The 24,184-nt window shown below is 44.9% G+C and carries 22 protein-coding genes; 15 read left to right on the forward strand and 7 right to left on the reverse strand.

What is annotated here, in order from left to right:
- Positions 1–29 precede the first annotated feature (29 nt).
- The 12 genes from argJ (at position 30) to arcC (ending at position 15,843) form a co-directional block, all read left to right on the forward strand.
- Positions 30–1,250, forward strand: a complete 1,221-nt coding sequence (gene argJ / locus KCX82_RS17680) for a bifunctional glutamate N-acetyltransferase/amino-acid acetyltransferase ArgJ (protein WP_227019829.1) — start codon at positions 30–32, stop codon at positions 1,248–1,250.
- A 110-nt stretch (positions 1,251–1,360) separates the two neighbouring features.
- A complete protein-coding gene (gene argB, locus KCX82_RS17685) occupies positions 1,361–2,182 on the forward strand; it encodes an acetylglutamate kinase (protein ID WP_227019830.1) in 822 nt (273 codons plus the stop codon).
- 15 nt (positions 2,183–2,197) lie between these two features.
- Positions 2,198–3,370: an aspartate aminotransferase family protein gene (locus KCX82_RS17690; RefSeq protein ID WP_227019831.1), complete on the forward strand. Its 1,173-nt coding sequence runs from the start codon at positions 2,198–2,200 to the stop codon at positions 3,368–3,370.
- 32 nt (positions 3,371–3,402) lie between these two features.
- Positions 3,403–4,518: a carbamoyl phosphate synthase small subunit gene (locus tag KCX82_RS17695; protein WP_227019832.1), complete on the forward strand. Its 1,116-nt coding sequence runs from the start codon at positions 3,403–3,405 to the stop codon at positions 4,516–4,518.
- Between the two features lie 11 nt (positions 4,519–4,529).
- Entirely contained in the window at positions 4,530–7,724 is a 3,195-nt protein-coding gene (gene carB, locus KCX82_RS17700) for a carbamoyl-phosphate synthase large subunit (RefSeq protein WP_227019833.1), read from the forward strand.
- Between the two features lie 148 nt (positions 7,725–7,872).
- Positions 7,873–8,895: a rod shape-determining protein gene (gene mreB / locus KCX82_RS17705; RefSeq protein ID WP_227019834.1), complete on the forward strand. Its 1,023-nt coding sequence runs from the start codon at positions 7,873–7,875 to the stop codon at positions 8,893–8,895.
- Positions 8,896–9,031: 136 nt separating this feature from the next.
- Positions 9,032–10,171, forward strand: a complete 1,140-nt coding sequence (locus KCX82_RS17710; RefSeq protein ID WP_227019835.1) for a THUMP domain-containing class I SAM-dependent RNA methyltransferase — start codon at positions 9,032–9,034, stop codon at positions 10,169–10,171.
- Positions 10,172–10,412: 241 nt separating this feature from the next.
- Positions 10,413–11,015 (forward strand): DUF1836 domain-containing protein, encoded by a 603-nt coding sequence (locus tag KCX82_RS17715; protein WP_227019836.1) that lies wholly within the window; start codon positions 10,413–10,415, stop codon positions 11,013–11,015.
- 12 nt (positions 11,016–11,027) lie between these two features.
- The gene (locus KCX82_RS17720; protein WP_227019837.1) at positions 11,028–12,494 is read left to right on the forward strand and encodes an aminotransferase-like domain-containing protein; all 1,467 of its coding nucleotides are present in this window, start codon (positions 11,028–11,030) and stop codon (positions 12,492–12,494) included.
- Between the two features lie 113 nt (positions 12,495–12,607).
- Positions 12,608–13,594 carry an ornithine carbamoyltransferase gene (argF, locus tag KCX82_RS17725; RefSeq protein WP_227019838.1) on the forward strand — a complete coding sequence of 329 codons (987 nt, stop codon included), beginning with the start codon at positions 12,608–12,610 and terminating at the stop codon, positions 13,592–13,594.
- A 61-nt stretch (positions 13,595–13,655) separates the two neighbouring features.
- A complete protein-coding gene (gene arcA / locus KCX82_RS17730) occupies positions 13,656–14,879 on the forward strand; it encodes an arginine deiminase (protein ID WP_227019839.1) in 1,224 nt (407 codons plus the stop codon).
- A 16-nt stretch (positions 14,880–14,895) separates the two neighbouring features.
- The gene (gene arcC / locus KCX82_RS17735; protein ID WP_465250677.1) at positions 14,896–15,843 is read left to right on the forward strand and encodes a carbamate kinase; all 948 of its coding nucleotides are present in this window, start codon (positions 14,896–14,898) and stop codon (positions 15,841–15,843) included.
- Between the two features lie 143 nt (positions 15,844–15,986).
- Here arcC and KCX82_RS17740 read toward each other — a convergent pair whose 3' ends face one another.
- The 7 genes from KCX82_RS17740 to KCX82_RS17770 form a co-directional block, all read right to left on the reverse strand.
- The gene (locus KCX82_RS17740; RefSeq protein WP_227019841.1) at positions 15,987–16,802 is read right to left on the reverse strand and encodes an RnfABCDGE type electron transport complex subunit B; all 816 of its coding nucleotides are present in this window, start codon (positions 16,800–16,802) and stop codon (positions 15,987–15,989) included.
- A gap of 11 nt (positions 16,803–16,813) precedes the next feature.
- Positions 16,814–17,404, reverse strand: coding sequence for an electron transport complex protein RnfA (locus KCX82_RS17745; RefSeq protein ID WP_227019842.1), 591 nt, complete (start codon positions 17,402–17,404; stop codon positions 16,814–16,816).
- Positions 17,401–18,075, reverse strand: coding sequence for an electron transport complex subunit RsxE (rsxE, locus tag KCX82_RS17750; RefSeq protein WP_227019843.1), 675 nt, complete (start codon positions 18,073–18,075; stop codon positions 17,401–17,403). Before rsxE ends, KCX82_RS17745 begins: the two co-directional genes overlap by 4 nt.
- Entirely contained in the window at positions 18,068–18,625 is a 558-nt protein-coding gene (locus KCX82_RS17755; protein WP_227019844.1) for an RnfABCDGE type electron transport complex subunit G, read from the reverse strand. Before KCX82_RS17755 ends, rsxE begins: the two co-directional genes overlap by 8 nt.
- Positions 18,622–19,575: an RnfABCDGE type electron transport complex subunit D gene (locus tag KCX82_RS17760; protein ID WP_227019845.1), complete on the reverse strand. Its 954-nt coding sequence runs from the start codon at positions 19,573–19,575 to the stop codon at positions 18,622–18,624. Before KCX82_RS17760 ends, KCX82_RS17755 begins: the two co-directional genes overlap by 4 nt.
- Positions 19,562–20,884, reverse strand: a complete 1,323-nt coding sequence (rsxC, locus tag KCX82_RS17765) for an electron transport complex subunit RsxC (protein ID WP_227019846.1) — start codon at positions 20,882–20,884, stop codon at positions 19,562–19,564. Before rsxC ends, KCX82_RS17760 begins: the two co-directional genes overlap by 14 nt.
- A 380-nt stretch (positions 20,885–21,264) precedes the next feature.
- A complete protein-coding gene (locus KCX82_RS17770; protein WP_227019847.1) occupies positions 21,265–22,446 on the reverse strand; it encodes an AI-2E family transporter in 1,182 nt (393 codons plus the stop codon).
- Positions 22,447–22,522: 76 nt separating this feature from the next.
- Here KCX82_RS17770 and KCX82_RS23160 point away from each other — a divergent pair, with 76 nt between their 5' ends.
- The 3 genes from KCX82_RS23160 (at position 22,523) to KCX82_RS17780 (ending at position 23,923) form a co-directional block, all read left to right on the forward strand.
- Positions 22,523–22,804, forward strand: a complete 282-nt coding sequence (locus KCX82_RS23160) for a peptidase U32 family protein (RefSeq protein ID WP_319633364.1) — start codon at positions 22,523–22,525, stop codon at positions 22,802–22,804.
- A complete protein-coding gene (locus KCX82_RS23165; protein WP_319633365.1) occupies positions 22,792–23,220 on the forward strand; it encodes a peptidase U32 family protein in 429 nt (142 codons plus the stop codon). Before KCX82_RS23160 ends, KCX82_RS23165 begins: the two co-directional genes overlap by 13 nt.
- A 94-nt stretch (positions 23,221–23,314) precedes the next feature.
- Positions 23,315–23,923, forward strand: coding sequence for a hypothetical protein (locus KCX82_RS17780; protein ID WP_227019848.1), 609 nt, complete (start codon positions 23,315–23,317; stop codon positions 23,921–23,923).
- Positions 23,924–24,184: the final 261 nt, after the last annotated feature.

Here is a 24,184-nt window from a genome sequence, read left to right on the forward strand (position 1 = left end):
AGAGACAAGTAAAAAAGGGAGATATCATAATGTATATTGAATATATTAACGGCGGTGTATGCGCACCAAAAGGATTTCAGGCATCAGGAGTTCATTGCGGAATTCGGAGAAACAAAACAAAAAAAGACCTGGCCCTGATTGTCAGTGACGTTATGTGCAATGCCGCAGCAATTTACACCACGAACAAAGTAAAGGGAGCACCCATTACAGTAACCCAGCATAATATTCAGGATGGCCGGGCCAAAGCAGTTATCTGCAACAGCGGAAATGCCAATACCTGCGCGCCTAACGGCATAGAAATTGCCAAACAAACCTGCGGACTTCTGGCAAAGGAATTAGGCATTAAACCGGAAGATATCATTATCAGCTCTACGGGAGTGATCGGCATGCCTCTGAGCATAGAACCTTTCGAAACCGGAATTCCAAAACTTGTAAAAAAGCTCAGCTATGAAGGTTCCGATATGGCGGCTCACGGGATCATGACCACGGATACCCTGAAAAAAGAATGCGCAGTTTCGGTGGTTATCGGAAATAAAGTCTGCCATATCGGCGGTATTGCAAAAGGAAGCGGGATGATCCATCCCAATATGGCCACGATGCTGTGCTATCTCACAACGGATGTGGAGATTACCCCGGAAATGCTGAAAAAAGCATTGCTGAGAGATGTGGCGGATACTTTCAACCAAGTCAGCGTGGATGGTGATACCTCCACCAACGATACGGTGGCCATCATGGCGAACGGCCTGGCAGGCAATACACCCATCGACTCCGAGGGAGAAGATTTTGATGAATTCTGCAAAGCTTTGAACTACGTCACCGCAGTGCTGGCAAAGGCCATTGCCAAGGATGGAGAAGGGGCTACCAAGCTGTTGGAATGCATCGTATCCGGAGCTCCGGACAAACAGACTGCCAGAGTGATTTCCAAATCAGTCATCACCTCAAGCCTGTTCAAATCCGCCATGTTCGGTGAGGATGCCAACTGGGGAAGAGCCCTGTGTGCCATTGGATATGCAGATGCGCAATTCGATGTCACGAAGGTCGATATTGTTTTGTCTTCCTCCAAAGGAAACGTGGAAGTATGCAAAGGCGCAGGATATAACTTCTTCAGTGAGGAAGAGGCATCTCAGATCCTCGGGGAAAGCGAAATAAAAATACTGGTTTCCTTAAACCAGGGGGATGAAAAAGCCAGAGCCTGGGGTTGTGACTTAACTTATAACTATGTCAAAATTAACGGAAATTATCGTACTTGATACCAGAAACACTTGATTCGGCAACGACCGAAGATCTCTTAGCGCTCTTGATTCGGCAAAAAGCGAATATCCGTAATACACTTGATTCGGCAAGGACAGGAAGCATGAACATGAAGATAAATTTAGAAAAATACAGAGAGAAAACAATCGTTATAAAATATGGTGGAAATGCCATGATTAATGAAGAATTGAAAGCAGCAGTTATGGAAGACATGGTGTTTCTGTCTGAGGCCGGAATCCGGGTGGTTCTGGTCCATGGCGGAGGCCCGGAGATCAACCAGATGCTGCAACGAGTCGGCAAAGAGCCTAAGTTTATCAACGGGCTGCGCTATACGGACAAAGAAACCATGGATATTGTCACCATGATTCTTGCCGGTAAAGTCAATAAAAGCCTTGTGGCATTGATTCATAAAAATAGAGGAAAAGCAATCGGCCTCTGCGGCGTAGACGGCGGAATGCTGCAGGTTAAGAAGCATCAGGGTGAACTCGATCTGGGAATGGTGGGCGATATCATAACCGTGGATGGTTCCTCGTTGGAAATGGCCTTGGATCAAAATCTGATCCCGGTCATCGCCACCCTGGGGGTGGATGAAAAGGGAGAAATTTATAATATCAACGCAGATACGGCAGCCGCTGCCATTGCCGGAGCCCTGAAAGCGGAGAAACTGATCTCCATGACCGACATCAAGGGAGTGCTTTTGGATAAGGACAACGAAGAAACCCTTCTTTCCAGAATCAAAACCCGCGATGTAGCAAAACTCATCGGTGACGGCGTCATTTCAGGGGGGATGATCCCAAAGATACAAAGCTGTGTGGAAGGCCTGGAGCAAGGCGTAAAAGAAGCCATGATCATTGACGGAAGAGTCAGGCATGCAGTTCTTGGCGCACTGGAAAGCGAAGAGGCGGCAGGCACAGTATTTTATACAGAATAAAGGAGGAAAATTATCATGAATAGTGTTGAAATAAAAGAAAGAGATCAGAATCATATCTTAGGCACCTATGCAAGGAATGATCTTTGTATCGTGAAAGGAAAAGGGGCTACCTGCTATTCCCCCGAAGGAAAGAAATACATTGATTTTTCTTCCGGAATCGGCGTGAATTCCCTGGGGTTCAGTGACGACGGATGGGTGAAGGCCATTACGGAACAGGTACAGAAAATTCAGCATATATCCAATCTTTTCTATACGGAACCTTGCGGAGAACTGGCGGAAGTCCTGGTAAAAAGAACGGGATATCCAAAGGTTTTCTTTGCAAATTCAGGAGCGGAAGCCAATGAAGGCGCCATTAAGACAGCGAGAAAATACAGCTTTCTGAAATATGGGAAAGGGAGGCATGAAATCATCACCCTTGTGAATTCCTTCCACGGCAGAACCCTGGCAACCATTACTGCCACAGGGCAAGATCACTATCATCAGTATTTCGATCCTTTTGTTGAGGGATTTCTGTATGCAAATGCCAATGATATAGAGGATATGAAGTCAAAGATTTCCGAGAAAACCTGTGCCGTTATGATTGAACTGGTTCAGGGAGAAGGCGGCGTCAATACATTGGATCAGGAATACGTTCGAGAACTATCGCAGCTATGCAAGGAGAAGGATATCCTGCTGATTGTGGATGAGGTTCAAACCGGAATCGGAAGAACCGGCAAACTGTTTGCTTTCGAACATTTTGGGATTCAGCCGGATGTGGTAACCATGGCGAAAGGTCTTGGCTCCGGATTGCCCATTGGAGGAATCCTGTTTCATAGCAGCTGTGCAGACGTGCTGAAGCCCGGTGATCATGGAACTACCTTCGGTGGAAATCCCGTGGTTTGTGCGGGGGGCTTGGAAATACTGTCACGTCTGGATGAAAACTTCCTCCAAGCTGTTACAGAAAAGGGAGAATTTATGAAGGCGGAAATTTTAAAGATGGAAGGGGTTTCTGAAGTGACGGGGCTGGGCATGATGATCGGCATAATGCCATCCGGAAAAGATGCAAAAGCAGTGGTTAACCGCTGTCTGGATCTGGGACTCATGGCACTGACCGCCAAAGACAAAATCCGGCTGCTGCCGCCTCTTACCATTACCATTGAGGAAATCAAAGAAGGCCTTGAAAAATTGAAGCAGGCCCTTATAGGATAAATTTGCAGTCGTTGCGGTGAAGGAGTGAAAACATGGAAAAAAGCAGTAACAAAAAAGAGATAAAAGCCGAGCATCCTGCCTACCTGATTCTTGCGGATGGTACCATTTTCCGGGGAAAAGGTTTTGGTGCCTTTGGAACTACCATTGGAGAAGTGGTATTTACCACCGGCATGACAGGATATCAGGAAACTTTGACGGATCCAAGCTACTACGGACAACTGGTTACACAAACCTTCCCGTTAATTGGAAACTACGGACTGAATGATCAGGACAGCGAATCAGAGAAGTGTTGGGCAAAGGGCTACATTGTCAGAGAATGGTGTGAAGAACCTTCCAACTTCAGAAATCAATTTGATTTGGATACTTACCTCAAAGAACAGGGTGTCATTGGTATCTACGAAATTGATACCCGTGCTCTTACCAGAAAAATCAGAGAATACGGTGTTATGAACGGCGCCATTACAACGGAAATTCCGAATGATCTTTCGGAATTTCTTAGCGAACTAAAGAAATACAGCATAAAGGATGCAGTCAAATCCGTTTCCGGAAGTGAAATTCTTCATGATACTTCTGGGGATACGGAACATCACGTGGTTCTCTACGATTACGGATATAAGCATAACATTCTGAGAAGCTTAAAGAACAGAGGCTGCAGAGTAACCGTAGTACCCTATAATACATCAGCTGAAACCATAAAAGAACTCCAACCGGACGGCATTATGCTTTCCAACGGCCCGGGAGATCCGGCTGAAAATACGGAAGCCATCGGTATTCTGAAGGAATTGATGACGATGGGAATCCCCATCTTCGGCATCTGTCTGGGCCACCAGCTGCTGGCTCTGGCCAACGGAGCCAAAACTGAAAAGTTGAAATACGGCCATCGAGGAGCGAATCAGCCGGTAGTGGATAAAATACGAGACAGGATTTTCATAACCAGCCAGAATCATGGCTATGCGGTAGTTGGAGAGACCCTGGATGAGAGCATAGGCTTTGTCAGCCACTACAACGCCAATGACGGCAGCTGTGAAGGGGTAACCTATGCCAATGGATCCGCCTTTACAGTACAGTTCCATCCGGAGGCCTGTGCAGGTCCGCAGGACACACAATATTTATTTGATCAGTTTATCGCCAAAATGAAAAAGAAGTAAGGAGGGGGATTATGCCATTACGTAAGGATATTAAAAAGGTATTAGTAATCGGGTCCGGGCCCATCATCATCGGTCAGGCAGCAGAATTTGATTATGCGGGAACCCAGGTTTGCCGTACCTTGAAGGATGATGGCCTGGAAGTTGTGCTGGTAAACTCAAACCCTGCCACCATTATGACAGACAAGACCATGGCGGATAAGGTGTACATTGAACCGTTAACCCTTCCCGTACTGAAAAAAATCATTAAATTGGAGAAGCCGGACAGTATTCTTCCTACCATGGGAGGCCAGACTGCGCTGACACTTTCCATGCAGCTTGCAAAGGAAGGTTTCCTGCAAGAGCAGAATGTGAAACTTCTGGGAGCAACACCTGAGACCATTGACAAGGCAGAGGACCGTCAGCTCTTTAAGGATATGCTGGAATCCATCGGCGAACCTGTCATTCCTTCAAAAGTTGTGAACAATCTGGAGGATGCGCTGCAATTTGCAGAGGAGATCGGATATCCGGTCATTGTTCGGCCTGCCTATACCCTGGGAGGAACCGGCGGCGGTATTGCGAGCAATGTCAAGCATCTGAAGAGGATTGCGGAAAATGGTCTGAGACTCAGTCCGATTACCCAGATCCTTGTGGAACGATGCGTTTCCGGCTGGAAAGAAATCGAATTTGAAATTATCAGAGACAGCAAAAATAATACCATTACCGTTTGCTCCATGGAGAACGTAGACCCCGTCGGCGTACATACGGGAGATTCCATCGTAGTAGCTCCTGCTGTCACTCTGTCCGACAAGGAATACCAGATGCTGCGAACGGCATCCATTAATATTATTCAAGCCCTGGGAGTGGAAGGGGGCTGCAACTGTCAGTTTGCCCTGAACCCCGACAACTTTGAATATGCCGTTATCGAAGTAAATCCGAGGGTATCCAGATCCTCGGCCCTTGCATCCAAAGCAACGGGATATCCAATCGCCAAGGTGGCATCCAAAATTGCCATTGGCTACACGCTGGATGAAATATTGAATTCCGTAACGGGAAAGACCTATGCCTGCTTTGAGCCCGCTCTGGATTACATCGTTGTAAAATTCCCGAAATGGCCTTTTGATAAGTTTGTTTATGCAAAAAGAACCCTGGGTACACAGATGAAAGCCACCGGAGAGGTGATGGCCATCGGAACCAGCTTTGAGCAGGCCATGATGAAGGCGGTGAGATCCATTGAACTGGGCTTGGATTCACTGAACTTAAAAAAGCTGAAGGAGAAGGATACGGAGGAAATCGAAGGGCTGCTGCACAATTGTGATGACGAACGGATCTTTGTGGTTTATGAAGCGCTGAAACGCGGAATCCCAGTGGATACCATCTTTGATATTACGAAAATTGACAGATGGTTTCTCTGTAAGCTCAACAACCTGGTTCTGATGGAAGCTGTACTGCAGGATGGAGAGCTCACTCAGGAAAAATATAAGAAAGCCAAGGATCTTGGATTCCTTGATTCTACTGTGAAGAAACTCAGCGGCCAGGAGCCGCCTCAGAAACTCTATGCTTCCTATAAGATGGTAGACACCTGTGCGGCGGAATTTGCCGCGGTAACACCTTACTTCTATTCAACCTTCGATGAAGAAAATGAAGCAAAGGAATTTATGGAAAGAAAGAAGAGCGGGAAGAAAAAGGTCATCGTATTTGGCTCCGGACCTATCAGAATCGGCCAGGGGATCGAGTTCGACTATTGTTCCGTACATTGTGTCTCTGCCTTGAAGGAAGCCGGTTATGAAGCGATTATCGTCAACAATAACCCGGAAACCGTATCGACGGATTTTGATATCTCCGACAGACTTTACTTCGAGCCGCTGACTCCTGAGGATGTGGATTCCATCATTCATACGGAAGATCCCTGGGGTGTGGTGGTGCAGTTTGGCGGCCAGACAGCTATCAAATTAACCAAATATCTGAAAAATAAAGGTGTTAAGATTCTCGGTACCAGTGCTGACAGCATTGATGCCGCAGAGGACAGAGAACGCTTTGATAAACTGCTTGAGAACTGTAATATTCCAAGACCAAACGGAAGAATGGCCTATACCACGGAGGAAGCGGTGAAGGAGGCAGCCAAGCTCGGATTCCCCGTACTCCTGAGACCTTCTTATGTATTGGGCGGGCAGAATATGATCATTGCCCATACCCAGGATGATGTAGTGGAATATATGGATATCATCACTTCCGTTGAACTGGAAAATCCGGTGCTCATCGACAAATATCTCATGGGTACCGAAGTGGAGGTAGACGCGGTCTGTGACGGCGAAGACTTCCTGATTCCGGGTATCATGGAGCATATAGAGCGTGCCGGAGTCCATTCCGGTGACTCCATTTCCGTTTATCCGCCTCAGACCCTGTCTCAGGAAGTAAGGGACGTGATTATCGAATATACTGGCCGTCTGGCTCGGGAGCTGAAGGTGAAAGGACTGGTTAATATTCAGTATGTTCTGTATGAGGATCAGGTCTATGTCATCGAAGTAAATCCGAGATCCTCAAGAACGGTGCCGTACATCAGCAAGGTTACCAACGTACCGATCGTTGATCTGGCAACTAAAGTACTGTTGGGTGCCAAGCTGACCGATCTCGGATACGGCAGCGGAGTCTGCAAGGAAAGCGAATATGTGGCGGTAAAGGTCCCTGTCTTCAGCTTCCCGAAACTGCATGATGCGGATAACCACCTTGGTCCGGAAATGAAATCTACAGGAGAAGTGCTGGGTATCGACAAGGACTTCGAAACCGCATTATTCAAAGGACTGATTGCGGCCGGCTACGAACTCCACAAAGTAGGAGATTGTGTCCTGGTAACTGTAAAGGATGCGGATAAGCCGGAGCTGGTGCCGCTGGCTCAGAAATTTATCGACTTCGGCTACAAGATCTGTGCAACCAAGGCTACCGGAGAATATCTGATGAATCACGGCATCCCTGCAGAAATTGTCAATAAAAATGATGAACCGTCACCGAATACGACAGATCTTTTCGACAGCGGAGAAGTTGACTTTGTGGTCTCCACTTCCAAAATCGGAAGAAAACCTGCGGTCCAATCGGTTCAGATGAGAAGGAAAGCTATTGAGCGAAATATCGCCTGTCTGACCTCCATCGATACGGCCAATGCACTGGCCAACTGCCTCATCATGAAAAAGACAATTGAAGACTTTAATATGATAGATATTGTAAAGATTTAGCAAATAGAAAACTTTATTGATGAATCCCAAAATAAAAATTGAAAAAACTCAAAAATGTAGATATAATATGATAGATAAACGTAAAAGATAGAAATATGTTCCTATTTATCTACGTAGGATTTTGAACATAAATAAGGAGGGATTAATTTTGGGATTCACTGATGAAGTAGGCATCGACCTTGGAACAGCAAATGTTTTGGTTTATATAAAAGGCAAGGGTGTGGTTTTGAATGAACCATCCGTAGTTGCTATCAATAGAGATACCAATGAAATTTTAGCAGTAGGAGAAGAAGCCAGGCAGATGCTTGGAAGAACTCCCAGCAATATTATAGCTGTAAGACCTTTGCGTGATGGTGTAATCTCAGATTACGACGTAACCGAGCGAATGTTGAAGTATTTCATTCGTAAGACCTGCGGCAACAGCAGGTTTTTCAAACCAAGAATCATGGTTTGCGTTCCCAGCGGCGTAACAGAGGTAGAAAAGAGAGCGGTTCGTGAAGCTGCTACCCAGGCAGGAGGTAAAGCGGTATTTCTGATGGAAGAACCGGTTGCTGCTGCCATCGGTGCGGGTCTGGATATCTCCAAACCTGACGGCGTGATGATTATCGACATTGGAGGAGGAACTACAGATGTAGCTGTAATTTCTCTTGGCGGAATCGTAACCAGCACTTCTGTTAAGGTAGCCGGAGACAAGTTTGATGAAGCCATCATTAAATATATGAGAAAAGAGCATAAACTCTATATCGGAGAACGTACGGCCGAAGAAATGAAGATTACCATCGGTACTGCTTATCCTCGTGAAGAGATGGTAGTGAAGGAATGCCGAGGCAGAGACCTGGTGACAGGTTTGCCGAAATCCATCGAAATTACCTCAAAGGAAATGATGGAAGCATTGGACGAGCCTTTACAGGTGATCTGTGAAGTAGCACACGGCGTATTGGAACGTACTCCGCCTGAACTTTCTGCGGACATCAGTAACAGCGGCATCGTCATCACCGGCGGCGGAGCTCTTCTGCACGGAATCGACAAGAGGATTGAAGAAAGAACGGGAATTACCGTAAGAATTGCGGAGGATCCAAAATCCTGTGTTGCCATAGGTACCGGCAAGGCTTTAAATTCCATTGACGCTATCGAAAACAACCAAATGAATAAGAGAAGATCTTATATCTAAAGGAATGAAAGCTCTCGCAAGAGAGCTTTTTTATCTTTTGGAAGCTCGTTTCCTGCAAGATAAAAATGGCGACTGCAGAGGGGGTCCCCCTGCGGATCAATAGAAAACAGCATGTTTTAAAAAGGAGGAACTGCTATTGGCTAAGCTTGAAATTATCGCAACGGCTACCTTCGGGCTGGAAGCTGTGGTAAAAAGAGAAATAGAGAATCTGGGATACAAGGTGATTCAGTCCGAGGATGCTAAAATCACCTATTTGGGAGATGAGCGCGCTGTGGTAAAATCCAATCTCTGGCTGCGCTGTGCGGACAGAGTACTGATCAAGCTCGGTGAATTCCAAGCCCTTACCTTTGAAGAGCTTTTTCAGCAAACGAAAGCCATCCCCTGGGAAGAGTGGATTCCTGAGGACGGAAAAATTCTGGTATCCGGGACTTCCGTAAAATCCAAGCTTCATAGTGTACCGGACTGTCAGTCCATCGTGAAGAAAGCCATCATAGAGAGGATGAAGGAAACCTATCACAGCCAGTGGTTTTCTGAAACCGGTGCTGATTATGGAGTGAAAGTAACGTTATTGAAGGACCGGGTAACGATCACGCTGGATACCAGCGGATCGGGACTTCATAAGAGAGGCTATCGTGTGAAAGATGTTGCCGCTCCCATAAAGGAGACCCTTGCTGCCGCCATGGTACAGCTGTCCTTTTGGAAGGAGGGGCGGCTGCTGTTGGATCCCTTCTGCGGATCCGGCACCATTCCCATTGAAGCTGCCATGATTGCCAGAAACATCGCGCCGGGCTTAAGCCGGAAGTTTGCTGCCGAGACTTGGGAGGCTATCCCTCAGAACCTCTGGAAAGAAGAAAGAAAAGCGGCCTATCAGGCTATGAAAACGGAGTACGACATCAGAATCCAGGCAGCAGACATCAGCGCTGCGGCAGTAAAGGCAGCCAGAGAAAACGCAGAAGAAGCAGGGGTGGATGACTGTATTGAATTCCGTGTTATGCCGCTGTCCAAACAAAGGCTTGAGGAAGATTACGGGGTGATGATCTGCAATCCGCCGTATGGGGAAAGAATCGGCGATAAAGAAGAAATTCACAAGATTTATCGTGAGATCAAACAGCTCTTTCAGAAACACCCAACCTGGTCCCTGTACCTCATCACAACCGATAAGGACTTTGAAAACCTTGCCATGGGCCGTCCCGCTGACAGGCGACGGAAGCTATATAACGGCAGGCTCGAGGTTCAATATTATCAATATTACGGGTTAAAACCACAACGAGGCTGAGAAGAAAGACGATTGTATTTTTGAAGGTGGCTGGTATTTCTCTGAAGAAACTGTCCGAACTCAAAAATGAACCGATTGATTGTATAGGAACATTTGAAGGGCGAGCGGTTTCAAAGAGAATTACCGCCAACAATCAAGCTTATCGTACTTTCGGATAACCACCTTGGAATATTGACACGCGGTAATGAATAACCTATAATGTAGTTATTTAAACCAAACAATAACCATGGAGGTAGGAAGTATGAGATACGAGGAGTTTATCAAAAGATCCATTGAGGATTTTGTCCGGAAGGGGATGATCCCCGGTGAAGAATTTCCCGACATGGAAATTTATATGGATCAGGCCGAGACGTTTATGAACAAGGAACTGAGCGTCTTTAAGAAGAGTGAGAAAGACAAGGTTATTACCAAGACGATGATTGGCAACTATGTGAAGCATAACATGCTGCCAAGACCGGTAAATAAAAAATATTCCCGGGACCACCTGGTTCTCCTTTCCCTTATTTACTATTTAAAAGGAACCTTTCAGATGGACGAAATAGAGAGCCTGATGAAACCTCTTATCGATAATTATAATTCCGAATTTGACGATAAGATCAACCTGATGGACTTATATGAAGGGATTTTATCCGTCCAGGAAAAGGAACGGGAGTCCATGTCACTCATGACAACAGAAATGATAGAGAAGATCAAATATTGTCTTAAGGAAAAGGAACTCTCCGATGATGACAACCTGGAACTTTTCATGCTGATCGTCAATCTCTCCTTAAAAGCTGACGCCCAAAAATTCCTGGCACAAAAACTTTTGCACGAGTATTTTGTTAATCCAAAGCAAAAGAAATAACGGAGATGGCATATGGATATCATGATCAACCATCATACGCAGACGCCCATTTACCTGCAGATTGCGAATCAAATCAAAGAGATGATCCTGAAAGGAGAACTCACCGACGGATTTGTACTTCCTTCTGAGAGAACCATGGCACAGATGATCGGAGTTCATAGAAATACCATAATAAAAGCCTATCATGAGCTCAAAGCGGAAGATTTTCTTGCTTCCGTGCAAGGAAAAGGTTACTCGGTTTCTTATCCCACCCAGGAGGAAAGCGGAGAAGAAAATCATGACATTGCCTGGTTCAGCATGATCAAGGAAGAGTATTTAAATCTCAGAATCACTTTTGATGAAATGTTTTCCAAATCCTATTCCTCAGGAAATATATCCTTTGCGGGGGGCATCGCTTCCGCAGAGGAATACAGTATGAAAGAACTTGCCGTCATCCTGACGGATATGATTTCCGGCCACAACAACGAAACCTATTCTTATACTCCTTATCAGGGCTTGTACTCTCTTAGAAAAAACATTGCAAATTTTATGAAAAGTAAGGGAGTCCAAGGGAAACCAAATGAGATTCAAATCCTTTCGGAAACCAATCAGGCTTTGGATTATCTGGCTGCCCTGTTTATAAAACCCGGTGATGTCATCATCACGGAGGAGCCGGTCTCGCCTGATGTCTATCGTACCTTTACTCTGGCCGGAGGCAAAATGGTAACCGTCCCCATGGATGAAGACGGGATGCTTTGTGACAGCTTAGAACCCTTGATCGTAAAGCATCGTCCCAAATTTATCTATGTGAATCCTGATTATCATAACCCAACAGGTATTGTTATGAGCCTGGAAAGAAGAAAAACTCTTCTTTCTCTATGCCACAAATACAGGATTCCTATTATTGAAGAAGACGGTGCCTCAGAAATCTGCTTCGAAGGAAGAAAGCTGCCTCCTATCAAAGCTCTGGATCAGGGAAATCATGTGATCTATCTATATTCCTTTGGATTAACCTTTGCACCGGGGGTCAGGATGGCCTTTGTACTGGCTGACAAGACCATCATTAAAAGCCTGCGCTATGTGGTGTCCATGCGGCTTATCAGTTTGGACAGCATTTCACAAAAGCTGCTAAGCGGTTATATGGAAAAAGGTTTTTACCAAAAGAATATCAAACATATTTGCACCGATTATAAAGAAAAGCGGGATCTCATGTGCCGGTGTCTGGACGAGTTCCTGGCTCTGGATTATACGATCCCCAGAGGCGGTGTCTATCTTTGGTGCAGACTGCCCCGGGAGGTTGATTCCAAAACCCTTTATGGAAAGGCGATTTCCAGAGGAGTCTCTTATATTCCGGGAAGCGTGTTTTATCCCAGAGGATCGAAAGGGGAAAATTACATACGCCTGAATTTTTCCTATCCCGGTAAAACGGAGATTGAAAAGGGCATTCAGCTGCTGGCGGAAGCAATGCAGGAAAGCAGAAAGGCTGTTACTGGCACATAAAAAAAATAAGATTCTGGTACTTTTATTTTTTTAACAATGTAGTATGATTTTCACGACTAGAGTGAGACTATGCTTCGTGCAAAATCAAGCAAATAGTAAAAAGGAGAAACAAGATGGCAGTTAATTTAAAAGGAAGAAGTTTTTTAACACTGATGGATTTTACTCCTGGGGAGATCCGTTACCTGCTTGACCTGGGTCATGATTTGAAAAGGAAAAAAAGAGCAGGCATCTATGATCCGATGCTAAAGGGAAAGAACGTGGTTTTACTTTTTGATAAGACCTCCACAAGAACCCGGTGCGCTTTTGAAGTTGCATGTCATGACGAAGGAGCTCATGTTACCTTCCTGGATTCGGGAAGCTCACAAATTGGCAAGAAAGAATCCCTGGAAGACAGTGCCAAGGTTTTGGGAAGATTTTTTGACGGCATTGAATATCGCGGATACGAACAGCAGGTGGTGGAAGATCTGGCAAAATATTCGGGTATCCCTGTTTGGAACGGATTGACTGACGTGGACCATCCAACCCAGATTCTTGCGGATATGATGACTATGGAAGAGCATCTTTCAAAACCTCTCCACAAATGCAAAGTTGTTTTCTGCGGAGACATCAGAAATAATATGTCCTATGCGTGGATGTACGGCTGTGCAAAAATGGGAATGCACTTTGTTGCTTATGGACCGTCAGAGCTGACTCTCGATCCGGAAATATTGGCAAAAGCCAAAGCCGTAGCGGATGAGACCGGGGGTATCATCGAAATATCCAGTACTCCGGATTGCCTGAAGGGTGCCGACGTCCTTTATACCGACGTCTGGGCTTCCATGGGAGAAGAGGCTCAAATACCGGATAAAGTGAAGATTCTGACCCCTTATAAAGTAACGATGGAAATGATTCAAGAGACAGAGAATCCTGATGTACTATTCCTGCACTGCCTTCCGGCTTTTCACGATTTTGAGACCAAAATGGCCAGGGAATGGAAAGAAAAAGGATATGACATCAGAGAAGTTACCGATGAAGTATTCAGAAGCAGACATTCTGTCGTCTTTGACGAGGCAGAAAACAGGCTTCATTCCATTAAGGCGATTATCGCAGCAACGATTTAATTCAATATAGAGTGCAGACAGCAGACGAATCGCAGCCTAATATCAGGAGGGAGTACGTGTTATGAATTCAGGCGTAAACATTTACTCAGAAATTGGTCGGCTAAAAAAAGTTATGCTTCACAGATTGGGGAGAGAAATTGAAGGCTTGGTACCGGATAATTTTGAACGATTGCTTTTTGATGAAATCCCCTTTCTGGAAGTTGCACAGCAGGAGCATGACTGCTTTGCAAATGTACTCAGGAAAAATCAGGTGGAGGTGGTGTACCTGCAGGATGAAGTGGCAAAATCCCTGGTGCAGCCTTCCGTCAGATCAAAATTTATTGCTGAATTTCTCAGAGAAAGTGATATCACATCTCCTCATGTCGGTGAAATCTTATATGAATATTTGATGGAACTGCCTCTAACCAGAATGGTAGAAACTTTGATCTCCGGCATAACCAAAGAGGAAATCCCTGTCGGACAGATGAATTCTCTTGCGGACTTTATCACGAAAGAATATCCCTATTATACAGATCCAATGCCCAATCTATATTTTACCCGTGACCCTGGTGCCTGTATCGGAAATGGTGTATCCGTACATTGCATGAGCACCAAAGCCAGGAGACGGGAGTCCTTATTTCTGAAATATATCTGTGAATATAATGAGAACCTGATTCCCCGGGAGACTCCAAACTGGTTTTCCTACGAAGGTCCGAAACATATTGAGGGAGGGGATATCCTGGTATTGTCTCCGGAAGTTCTGGCCGTGGGTTACAGTCAGAGAACTTCTCCGGAGGCCATTGAAATCCTTGCCGAAAATCTTTTGAATCATGCATCCGGTTTTCAGAAAGTCCTTGTATTTGAGATTCCAAAGTGCCGTGCATTTATGCATTTAGACACCGTTTTTACCATGGTCGATTACGATCAATTTACCATTCATCCGGAGATCGAGGAGCCCCTTCAAATTTATGAAGTGACGCTGGACAAAGATCATAAAGCTTCTTTCCACAGTATTACCGATAAACTAGATGTGATTCTGAAACATGCACTGAAGCTGCCTGCCGTTCGGCTGATTCGCTGCGGGGGTACGGATAAACTCGCTGCACAGCGTGAACAATGGAGTGATGGCTCCAATACTTTGGCAATTGCTCCGGGTATGGTAATTACTTATGACAGAAACCAGGTGACCAATGAACTTCTGGATAAGAGCGGAATCCAGGTATTGCAGGTACCCAGCTCCGAACTCTCAAGGGGAAGAGGCGGACCGCGCTGCATGAGTATGCCTATTTATAGAGAATCATGTTGAATGAGGAGAGATGAATATGTGCAAAGGTAAAATTGTAATTGCCTTAGGCGGTAATGCTTTACAGTCTGAAAAGAATGAAGCAACGGCAGAAGCCCAGCTGGCAGTGGTAAAAAAAACCTGTGAATACATTGTTGGGATCGTTCAGGAGGACTATGAGATCGCCATCGTTCATGGAAACGGGCCTCAGGTCGGAAGGATCGTACTGGCTTCCGAAATTGCCAGCAATATTACACCGGCTATGCCTTTTGATGTATGCGGTGCCATGAGCCAGGGCTATATCGGATACCATATTCAGCAGGGGATGAAAGCAGCTCTGAAAAAAATCGTCGGCCGGGAAATTCCAGTCATAACGGTGGTGACCCAAATGGTGGTATCCCAGGATGATCCGGCATTCAGCAATCCTTCGAAGCCGATTGGTCCCTTTTACTCAGCAGAAGAAGCCAGACTGCTGGAGAAAGAAAAAGGCTATGTCATGAAGGAGGATGCGGGAAGAGGATTCCGGAGAGTGGTTCCATCTCCAAAACCGGTACGGATCGTTGAGCTGGACACCATAAAGAGACTTTGGGACTCTACGATTATGATTACTGCCGGAGGCGGCGGAATTCCAGTAATCGAAAAACCCGACGGTGCGCTGGAGGGGGTAGCGGCAGTGATTGATAAGGATTTTGCAGCGGAGCTTCTGGCAGAGGAAGTAGAGGCAGATGCCCTGGTGGTCCTTACGGCGGTGGAAAAAGTATCCCTGCATTATAACACTCCGGATCAAAGGGAGCTGGACAGGATAACCGCTGCAGAGGCGGAGGCCTATATTGCAGAAGGACATTTTGCTCCCGGAAGCATGCTGCCGAAGGTTCAGGCGGCAGTAAAATTTGCCAAGGCCAAGCCGGGGAACAAGGCTATCATAACCTCTTTGTTTAAGGCCATTGACGCGCTGGAAGGAAAGACCGGAACCGTGATCACACAATAAAAAGTGAAATGGGGCAATCTCGAATATACCTGTTATTTCTGGCATTTCGAGACCGCTCCTTTTTTTTATCTGATAGTTAACGGAAGCGGCGGCAGCCACTTTTTTTATCTGATAGTTAGAGGAAGCCGCGCCAGTCACTTTTTTTAATTTTTAGCTGCCTTCTTTTTGTTGGACTTGATAATGCCTACAGGACATTCCTTGATGCACATACCGCAGTTCCTGCATTTCGCGGGGTCGATAACGGCTGTGTTGTTGGAAATGCTGATGGCATCAAATTTACATACCTTTTCACATTTTCTGCAGGCGATGCACCCGGCTTTGCAGATTTTGTGCGTTCTGGCTCCGTTGTCCGGAGAACTGCAGCCCACATAGGTGGTACTGCCGGAAGGTACGATACTGATTAAATGGTTGGGACATTTTTTTACGCAGACACTGCAGCCGACACACTTTCTTTTATCCACGACAGCAACTCCGTTTACCAGGGAAATGGCCCCGTAGCCACAGGCTTTTACACAGTCACCGTAACCAAGACAGGCTCTGCTGCAGGCCCCTCTGCCCCGATAGAACATTTTGTTGGCATTGCAGGACTGTATTCCTTTAAAATCCATAATATATCTTGTTTTATCAAAGGTACCGAAACACTTTATGATAGCATACTTGCCTTCTACGGATTCAAATTTAATCCCCAATACTTTACTGACAGCCAGTGCCGCAGAGCTTCCGCCAGGGGTGCAAAGATTTGCCTTTACCGTATGATCCGTTGCCAGTGCAGCCGCGTAGTCATCACAGCCCGCATATCCGCAGGCACCACAGTTGGCCCCCGGAAGTACATCCCGGACCTTTGCCACTGCATCGTTCACCTTGACTGCCATAAATTTTGAGGCGACAGTAAGTATGACTCCGGCCAGGAGACCGATTCCCGTAACGATCAGAATCGGAAATAAATATTGTTCCATCATAGTAAGCCCTCCTAATGAAAGATACCTTCAACGACACCGCTGAAGCCCATGAAAGATAAAGAAACAATGGAGGCTGCTATTAAGATAGACGGAATTCCCCTGAAAGCGAAAGGAATATCATTCTGCTCAATATGCTGCCTCACCCCGGCAAAGAGAATCATCGCAATGAGGAAACCCAATCCGGCCCCGAAGGCATTAACCAAGGACTGAAAATAGGTATAACCATCATCGATGTTCAGCAGAGCAACTCCCAATACCGCACAGTTGGTTGTAATCAAGGGAAGATAGACACCTAATGTACGGTGGAGCATCGGCAGATATTTTTTCAGCGAAATTTCCACCAGCTGTACCAGTGCGGCAATGACCAATATAAATACGATCGTTTGCAGGTATCCTAAATCATAGGGCTCGAGTAAATACTTATAGATGGGAAAGGTGACCGCCGTAGAAAGCAGCATGACAAAGATGACGGCGAAGCTCATTCCCGTTGCAGCATTTAATTTTTTTGAGACTCCTAGAAAAGGGCAGATTCCTAAAAACTTTGTCAGAACAAAATTATCTACCAGGATTACACTCATTAGAATAATCAGCATTTCTTTCATTTATGACAGCCTCCTTCCGGAACATGACTGCAGGATCCGGCAGCCGGGCAGCAGCCGCAGCCTATTTCCTTCTTCTTTATCGCATTCCCTTTGGAAATCTTGTTGATGAGTGCTACGAGACAGCCAAAGACGAAGAAGCCTCCGGGGGCCAGCATGAAGATCGTCATAGGATCGATAAAGGAAGAAGTCAGGGGGATCCCCATCCAGGCACCGGAGCCGAGAAGCTCACGGATGGAGCCCATAAGAAATAAGGCAAAGGTGAAGCCCAAACCCATCCCAATACCGTCAAAGGCAGCATCGATGACCGAATTCTTGCTTGCGAACATTTCTGCTCTTCCAAGAATAATGCAGTTTACGACAATTAAAGGAATAAAAATTCCTAAGGCTTTATCCAATGCAGGGGCATAAGCTTTCAGCAAAAATCCGACAATGGTTACAAAGCCGGCGATGACTACGATGTAACAAGGAATTCTAACTTTTCCCGGAATGATATTTTTTAATAATGAGATAACAATATTAGAGCAAACCAAAACCATCATGGTAGCAATCCCCATTCCAAGTCCGTTTATCGCCATCGTTGTTACTGCCAGAGTGGGACAGGTGCCGAGCAGCAGCACAAAGGCAGGATTTTCCTTAAAGACGCCGTTAGTCAATAAATCTCTTTTATTCATGATTCAGCACACCTCCTAACTTAGAATACTGATGCAATGCTTTCTCTACAGCACGATAGACGGCATCTGATGAAATGGTGGCTCCGGTGACAGCATCGATATTTGTCGCATCTTCATCACCTTTATTGGTTATTTTCGCCTGCCCCAGGTATTGGGACAGGTGCTTCTTTGTCATCGCTTTGGACCCAAGGCCGGGCGTCTCTGAATGTTCTAAGATTTTAATGCCTTGAATCTGCCCTTTCGAATCGATACCGGTCATCACCGTGATTTTGCCTCCAAAACCTTTTTCCGTAGAAGTAATAACGATACCGGATCCGTTATCCGCTGCGTAAATTTCTGAAATACCTTCCTGATAAGGTTCCGCTACCAAAGTGAAACCGTCGGAAGCTGACGGCAGAACCTCCGTCCTGGATCCATCTGCAAAGGCTTTCGCATTGGCAGTAATGATCGGCATTGTAATTTGATAAGTGCCTGTTAAGGCGAGGGTCACTGCAAGGCAGATGATCATGAGAATGATGGTAGGTGCAAAATATTCCTTACTCAATTTCATTTACTTCCACCTCCATAAAGCTTTCTTCGGGAAAGATTATCGATATGCGGTGTCACAATATTCATCAGCAGTATGGCAAAGGAGACACCCTCGGGATAGGAACCGTAAAGACGGATGATCATTGTCAGTGCCCCGCAGCCGATACCGAATACAATTTTTCCGCTTGTTGTAATGGGAGACGTTGCATAATCGGTAGCCATAAAGAAAGCGCCGATCATTGCACCACCTGCAAAAATTTGAAAAAGGGGATCCACTCCGGCAAGAAGCGAGAAAACTGTCATGGTACCTAAAAAGCTTACGGGAATCGCCGGTGTAATGATTTTTTTATAAATTAAAAATAGTCCGCCAATAAGGAGTGCGGCTGCACTGGTTTCTCCCATGGAACCTCCGATGGTACCCAAAAAAAGGTTCATATTTGAAGGAAGATCATTCAGATTGCCATGACTCATGATTGAAAGGGGTGTTGCACCGGTAACAGCATCCGCCGCTGAAAATATTCTTTGTGCTGCAGGCCATGTCGTCATCGGTGTGGTAAAGGATATCAAAAGAACGATTCGGGCGGTGATGGCAGGATTGACAAAATTTTGCCCGATGCCTCCGAATAATTGTTTTACAATTATAATTGCGACAAAACAACCGATTACAGCCTGCCAGTAAGGGTAATTTGCCGGCAGGTTGAAGGCCAGCAGCATTCCGGTAACGGCAGCGCTGAGGTCTCCCAGTGTACTTTCCTGCTTTGTTATTTTTTTATAGAAGTATTCAAAACCGATACAGGCTAAAACGCAGACAGCGGTAAGAAAGATGGCCCGTGCACCGAATACAAAAATGGATACCCCAAAGGCAGGAAGCAATGCAAAAATCACACTTGCCATTATGCGGGTTGTGTTGATGTCATCAACAAGATGCGGGGAGGATGCTACGGTTAAGTTGATATGTCTATATTTTTCCATTTTTACTTTGCGCCTCCTTTACCAAAACTTTTGCCAGCCGGTTTATCATGCTCAGCTGTTTTTTTGCAGGACAGACATAGGAACAGCAGCCGCATTCCATACAAATAGATACTTTTAGCTTTATGAGTGCATCGATATTTTCAGCTTTATACTCCCGGGCAATGGCAGTGGGCATGAGGTAGAGTGGGCATGCCCTTGTGCAGCGTCCGCAGTTGATACAGGCTGTTTCCTTTCCGATAAAGGCCTGTTCTTCATGGAAGGCTAAAATTGCGTTATTATTTTTAATCAAGGATTTTCCGTCATGATAAATGGATCTTCCCATCATCGGGCCCCCCATGATTACTTTTTTGGGAAGCCTTTTGTAACCGCCGCAGAAATTAATGATTTCATAGATTTGGGTACCGATAGGAGCAAAGATATTCTTCGGCGCAGAGACAGCGCTCCCGTCTACTGTGATACGCTTTCGGACGAGCGGCATTCCGGTTTTAAAGTATTGCCCGATAAAGGCAACTGAAGTAATGTTTGATACAATAATGCCGATGTCTGCAGGCAGTTTGCCCGGGGCCAGAACCTTTCCTGTTGTCTCATAGATCAATACACGTTCCGCCCCTTTCGGATATTTTGACAGGAGTTTGACAATGGAAATGTCTGCGGATTTTTCCGTCATGCCGGAAAGCAGTTTAATGGCTTCCGGCTTATTATCCTCGATACCGACATAACAATGCTCCAACTCCAGGTATTTCATGATAAGGCGAATTCCGTCCAAAATATCCTGAGTGTCTTCCATCATTGTCCGGTAGTCCGACGTTATGAAAGGTTCGCATTCGGCACCGTTAATCACCAGTGTTTTTACCTGCTCGAAGTTCTTTGGATTATATTTGATATGAGTCGGAAAAGCCGCCCCGCCTAAACCGACTAAGCCGCTGGCCCGAACTGCTTTTATGAAGTCTTCCCGTGTTTGCACGGTGGGTGGGGAGAGCTCAGGACAAGGAGTCTGTTTATTGTCCGTCCTGATCACAATGGTTTTATCCATAGTTCCCAGAGAGGACATAATTTCCTCGACGGATACAACGGTACCCGAAACGCTGGAATGAACAGGTGCGCTGACAGGAGCTCCGGTATCGCCTATCAGCTGGCCAACGGTTACATAATCACCGGATTCCACAAGGGGATCACAGGGAACGCCGATGTGCTGTGACATGGATATGTAAACATAATCCGGTATGGGCATCGTTTCTGTTACATGGTTCATCGTGTTTTTGCAATGGTCTACTTTGATACCTTGCAGCTGCCTTTTCAATAAAGCCATCTTTTTTATTCACCTCGCATTCTTGATAGATCCTCTTTGGAATTGTTAAAAAATAAACAATATATTATTTCGAAATAATTTCCTGTTTTAAAAATTTGAAATAAATACTATCATCCCAAAGCTTGGCATGTCAAGCAAAATTAAGATGTATACAGTGTAATGTAGAAGTATACAGTATTTTACTTTGTTTCTAATGAGAGGAGCTTGGTAGGATTTGATTGATAATTTATTAACAAAATAAATAAAAAAAAGAAAGATTGGTTATGCAAAAAGATAGAAAAAGCTTACATTTTACTGTATTAACAGGATTTTAGAATTGTTAAAAGTACGGCAAGAATAGAAAAAAGGCGTATCACCGGTAAAAGAAAATCGATGGAAGATTACTCTATTCCATCGATTTTTTTCATGATAAATAACTTTAAAATTGCGGCAATGGGGACAGCCAGAATCATTCCGATAATACCCCAATAATATCCTCCTACGGTGACGGAGACCAGAATAAACAGCGGATGCAGCCCGGTGCTTGAGCCGACTACCCGTGGATAGATGATATTGCTGTCAATCTGCTGAATGAAGATTAATACTAAAAGTGCCAGGAGTGCCTGACTGACTCCCCCTGTCAGCAAACCGATGATAGCGGCAGGAACAGCACTGAGAATCGGGCCGAAATAGGGGATTACGTTGGCAAGTCCGGCAAAACAACCTAGAAATACGGCAAAATCCAGACCGATTACTGTTAATCCGATAGATGACAATACTGCAATGATCAGTGCATCCAGAAGCTGGCCTCTCAGAAATTGGGAAACCACGGTATTGATATCGGAAAGGGTCTCCGATACCTTTGCGTGGGCTTTCATCGGAAGAAGCAGATGCAGTGTTTTTCTCCACAACCGGATAAAGAAATCCTTATCCTTTATCAGATAAATGCTGACCACAATGCCCAGTACCATATTCAAAAGACTTCCTCCGATATTGGCTATAAAAGCCAGTACGGAAGAGGTGCTGAAGTTATCTGAAATCCAGGAGATTACAGTATTGGCAACGTTCTGAAGCCTGTCTTCCAAACCTGTAGTGGGTAAATTCAATGCCCAGCCCCGAATGACGGATTCATACTTCATAAAATAAGCGACGATACTGTCTATCATGCTTTGTACGCTGGTAAAAACAAGCTGGCCAACAATTAAAACGGCAAAGGCATAGATGATTCCGCAGATAATCACAATGATAAGCAGATAGGTAATCAAAATACTGATGGTACGTTTCAAGCCTTCTCGTTTCTCCAGCTTTACAGGATCGGTAGGCATCCTGAAAAAAAACTTCGATATAATTTTATTATCAATAAATTCCACGAGTGGACTGATTAAATAAGCAAGGATCAGACCGATAATCAATGGGGAGAAAGCAGAGGTAAGACTTCGGATGACAGAAGAAACTGTTTCCAGCACTTGATCTATATTTCCAATGACAAGATAGATAATATATAGTAATGCGGCGGTAAAAACAATGTAGAGGCAAAGTCTTACATACCGCCAATCCGAAATCATTTCCTTAATTTTTGACATGCTTGCACCTTCCTTTCATAGATAGTATTATATATCAAGGCGGCAGATTTTAGCAAATTAATTTTAGGAGTGAAATATGTTTAAAATACCGGAGCTGTTGGCTCCTGCAGGCGGATATGAGCAGCTGAGAGCAGCCGTAGAAAACGGTGCTGATGCCGTATATATGGGCGGCAAGCTTTTCAATGCGCGAATGAATGCAAAGAATTTTGACGAGGAGGAGCTCATCAAAGCAGTGGAATATGCCCATATGCGCGGGGTAAAACTGTATATGACGATGAACACGCTGATTCGTGACAGTAACTTCAGGAAGCCTTGGAATATGCCGCATCTCTTTATCAATCCGGTGTGGATGCATTAATCATTCAGGATTTAGGTTTTGCAGATTTATTAAAAAGATACCTCCCGAATATGGAATTGCATCTTTCCACCCAGGGCACAATTTATAATATGGAAGGAGTCAAAGCAGCAAAAAAATTAAATTTTTCCAGAGCAGTGCTGGCCAGAGAAATGAATCTGGATGAAATAAAATCCATCGTAGATGAAAATATTATGGAGGTTGAAGTTTTCATACACGGAGCCCTTTGTATCTGCTACTCCGGCCAGTGCCAAATGAGCATGGAGATTGGCGGCCGAAGCGGAAACCGAGGCGTTTGCGCCCAGCCTTGCCGTCTTCCCTATGATATTTATGGCATGACGAATTCCGGAAAAGAACCCAGATTGCTTTCCATGAAAAATTTTGCCTTGAGTCCGAAAGATCTTTGCACGCTCGATTAAGAAGAAAAGCCCTGGAAGAATTGGAGCTGCTGCGAAAGAATTCCAAAGAGATAAAAGGTGTTTACATCCCTAAACTGGAATTCCCAAAGAAGCTTTGGCAAGACTCTATGTCCCCTATGAATACATGCTGAACGGATATCGAAATGATGCCGTCAGCTGCGTTCCGGTGATTCCTAATGTCACAAAAGGGTGGCATGATCAGAATATCAGAAGTCATTTTGAACAAATTGCCGAGCTGGCAAAAAGATCGGGCATCATGATCGGTAATCTGGGTTGGATTGAGCCCTTTGCAAAAGCAGGAATTCCCGTCTACGGCGATTATGGGTTGAATTTATACAACAGCATGGATTTTTTTGTTGCCAGGGAGCTGGGCATAAAGGAAGCCGTTATCAGCCATGAGGCTGTTACTGAAGATATTATCAAAATGAATTTTTATGAAGTGATTCCTGAAGTTGTGATTGCGGGCAGAATTCCGTTGATGGTCAGTGAACACTCCTTCGCCGAGGATTTGGAATTGGACAAAAGGGAAAAAGGAAATTACAAATTCTATTTAAAAGACAGAAAAGGTGAAGCCTATCCCTTTTATTGGGATGATAAAAGCGGTAAAAGCACAATCTTTAGTTACAGGCTCCGCAATAACTGGGAGGATGCAGAAATTTTTAAATCGTATGGTCTTAAAAGCTTTAGAATATACGGTGAGTAAACGATTGTGTTCGTAAATAATATCAGCATAATCCGCCTTCGGGCGAATTATATTGTATTTTTGTTAGAACTTAAGTAAAAATCAATTGACTCATGGGGAAAAAGGCAGTAAAGTATATTATAAATGTAATTGTATAAAATCTTGGTTATCATAGATTTTTAAGGAGGTTTGGTTGATGACAAAAAGAAAAATGAAAACAATGGATGGAAACACCGCTGCGGCACATGTATCCTATGCATTTACAGATGTAGCAGCAATTTA

The organism is Sinanaerobacter chloroacetimidivorans (assembly GCF_018128545.1).
In the GTDB taxonomy this organism is placed as follows: domain Bacteria; phylum Bacillota; class Clostridia; order Peptostreptococcales; family Anaerovoracaceae; genus Sinanaerobacter; species Sinanaerobacter chloroacetimidivorans.